The organism is Streptomyces sp. NPDC002044, from assembly GCF_040296725.1.
In the GTDB taxonomy this organism is placed as follows: domain Bacteria; phylum Actinomycetota; class Actinomycetes; order Streptomycetales; family Streptomycetaceae; genus Streptomyces; species Streptomyces antarcticus.
The window spans coordinates 1-2596 of sequence record NZ_JBEOXU010000301.1; the positions used below are offsets into that span (position 1 = coordinate 1).

The following is a 2596-nucleotide window of genomic DNA, read 5'->3' on the forward strand; positions in this document are numbered from 1 at the left end:
GCCCCCGCGGGCCCCGCGCTGACCCCGCGGGCAGCGCGCCGACCCCGCGGGGCCCGCCCGTCAGGACAGGGCGTTCAGCAGCCGGTCCACGTCCTCCTCGGTGCTGTAGAGGTGGAACGAGGCGCGCAGGGCGCCCGCGCGGGCGGCGGTGGCGATGCCGGCCGCCTGAAGCGCGGGCAGGCGGTCGGCGAGTCCCGGGACGGAGACGATGGCGGAGTCACCGGGCACCGGCTCGTGGCCCAGCCGGGCGAGCCCGGCCCGGTAGCGGGCGGCCAGGGCGGTGTCGTGCGCGTGCACCGCCTCGATGCCGACGCCCTCCAGCAGCGCCAGCGACGGCTCGGCCGCGTGGTAGGCGAGGAAGGCCGGGGACTCGTCGAACTTCCGTGCCCCGTGGGCGAGTTCCGGCATCGGCCCGTACGTGGCCTCCCACATGGACTCGGCCGCGACCCAGCCGGCGTGCAGCGGGGTCAGGGTGTGCTCAGCCTCCTCCGAGACGGTCAGGTAGGAGGCCCCGCGGGCGCCGAGCAGCCACTTGTACCCGGCGGTGACCGTGTACGCGTACGGCGAGGCGTCGAAGGGCAGCCAGCCCGCCGCCTGCGTCGCGTCCACCAGCATCCGGGCCCCGTGCGCGGCCGTCGCGGCGCGCACCGCGGCCAGGTCCGCCGTACGCCCGTCCGCGGACTGTACGGCGCTCAGCGCGACCAGGGCCGTGCCGGCCCCGACGGCTTCGGCGAGGGACTCCAGTGGGGCGAAGCGCACCTTGAGGTCGCCGCGCACCACGAAGGGGTTCATCACGGAGGCGAAGTCGCCCTCGGGGCAGAGGACTTCGGAACCGGACGGCAAGGAGGCCGCGACGAGGCCGACGTGCGTGGAGACGGCCGAGCCGACGGCCACACGGTCGGCGGCGACCCCGGCCAGCCGGGCGAAGGCGGCGCGGACCCGGTTCACCCGGTCGAAGTCGCCGAAGCCGGCGGGGATTCCGGCCCCCGCCGCCTCGGACAGCTCCCGTACCGCCGCGACGGCCGCGCGCGGCAGCACTCCGCACGTGGCGGTGTTGAGGTAGGTGGTGGAGTGGGCGAACTCGGCACGGGCCGTCTCGGCCAGGGGGAGATCCATGCCGTCCACTCTGACCCAGGACCTACCCAAAGTCCATTACCGAACTTTCCGCGCCACCCCAAAGGAAACCTTATATGGGAGCGTCAGGGCCGCGGAACCGCGCACGCCCCGTCGGACTCGCACGCCCCGTCGGCGGGGGCGGGCTCCTCCACCTCGCGGCCGGCCCAAGCCTGCTCCAGGGCGCGGGTGAACACCTCGGCCGGCTGTCCGCCCGAGATTCCGTAGCGGCGGTCGAGGACGAAGAACGGCACCGCGTTCGCGCCCAGTTCGGCGGCCTCACGCTCGTCGGCGCGGACCTCCTCGGCGTAGGCGGAGTCGTCGGCGAGCACGGCGCGGGCCTCGGCCTCGTCGAGCCCGGCCTCGACGGCGAGCGCGAGCAGCACCCCGGCGTCGAAGACGGACCGCTCCTCGGCGAAGTTCGCCCGGTACGCGAGGTCGAGCAGCTCCTCCTGACGGCCGCGGGCGGCGGCCAGGTGCAGCAGCCGGTGGATGTCGAAGGTGTTGCCGTGGTCGCGGCCCTCGGTGCGGTACGTCAGGCCCTCCGCGCGGGCGCTCTGCGCGACGTGCTCCTCCATGCCGCGCGCCTCTTCGAGGGTGCGGCCGTACTTCTGGGCGAGCATCTCCATGACGGGGGCACTGACGCCCTTGGGGCCGTTGGGGTCGAGCTCGAAGGACCGGAAGACGACCTCCACCTCGTCGCGGTGCGCGAAGTCGGCCAGCCCCTTGGTGAAACGGGCCTTGCCGATGTAGCACCAGGGGCAGGCGATGTCGCTCCAGATCTCGACGCGCATGATCCTTCTTCTCTCCGGGTTCGGAACGGGATGAAACAGTTCCCGCTTCAACGATCCGGGGGCGCGTCTCATTCCCCGGACGGCGGGGCCACCGCGAGCCACAGGACGCGGTGGGAGCCGGGGGCCGCGGCCCCCGGCTCCGGGAGCCAGCCCTGGCGGGCGTAGAACGCCTGGGCGCGCAGGTTGTGTTCGTAGACCTCCAGCCGGACCCTGGCCGTTCCGGCACGGCGCCAGGCGTCGAGGCAGGCCGCGTGCAGGGCGGACCCGGTGCCGCGGCGCCACTGGTCCGGGTCGACGTGGAGCTGGGTGAGGGTGGTCTCGCCCTCCGCGGTGCGGTAGGCGGCGACGCCGGTGATCCGCCCGTCCCGCTCGGCGCAGAGCACGCCGCCGTCGGCGGCGGACCGGGCGACGGCGCGGGACCAGCCCTCGCGGGTCCGGGCGAGCTCGGCCGCGCCGGCGTATGCCTCCGGGGGAAGGCGGCCCTGGTAGTAGGTGGCCCGCGCCCGGGTGTGGAGGGCGGCCATGGCGTCGAGGTCGGCGGGTCGTGCGGTCCTGATCATGGAATGAGTGACGTGCCGGGAACCTTCACGGTTCCCGGGACATGCCTTCGGCGCCGAGCCGGCGGGCGATGGCGGCGCCGATCCCCGAGGACGATCCGGTCACCAGGGCGACCTGTTTGCGGGTCATGC

At 74.5% G+C, this 2596-nt stretch carries 3 protein-coding genes; all 3 read right to left on the minus strand.

Annotation, left to right across the window (positions count from 1 at the left end; translation table 11 throughout):
• Positions 1-60: 60 nt before the first annotated feature.
• The 3 genes from ABT106_RS31730 to ABT106_RS31740 all read right to left on the minus strand — a co-directional run bounded on the left by ABT106_RS31730 (position 61) and on the right by ABT106_RS31740 (position 2467).
• Entirely contained in the window at positions 61-1116 is a 1056-nt protein-coding gene (locus ABT106_RS31730; protein WP_351284459.1) for an aminotransferase class V-fold PLP-dependent enzyme, read from the minus strand.
• A gap of 83 nt (positions 1117-1199) precedes the next feature.
• Positions 1200-1907, minus strand: a complete 708-nt coding sequence (locus ABT106_RS31735) for a DsbA family oxidoreductase (protein WP_351284462.1) — start codon at positions 1905-1907, stop codon at positions 1200-1202.
• 68 nt (positions 1908-1975) lie between these two features.
• Positions 1976-2467: a GNAT family N-acetyltransferase gene (locus ABT106_RS31740; protein WP_351284465.1), complete on the minus strand. Its 492-nt coding sequence runs from the start codon at positions 2465-2467 to the stop codon at positions 1976-1978.
• Positions 2468-2596: the final 129 nt, after the last annotated feature.

What these genes read in the sequence shown, in the direction of transcription:
- ABT106_RS31730 (WP_351284459.1), bottom strand. Translation starts at nt 1,116, where the DNA reads ATGGATCTCCCCCTGGCCGAGACGGCCCGTGCCGAGTTCGCCCACTCC.
- ABT106_RS31735 (WP_351284462.1), bottom strand. Translation starts at nt 1,907, where the DNA reads ATGCGCGTCGAGATCTGGAGCGACATCGCCTGCCCCTGGTGCTACATC.
- ABT106_RS31740 (WP_351284465.1), bottom strand. Translation starts at nt 2,467, where the DNA reads ATGATCAGGACCGCACGACCCGCCGACCTCGACGCCATGGCCGCCCTC.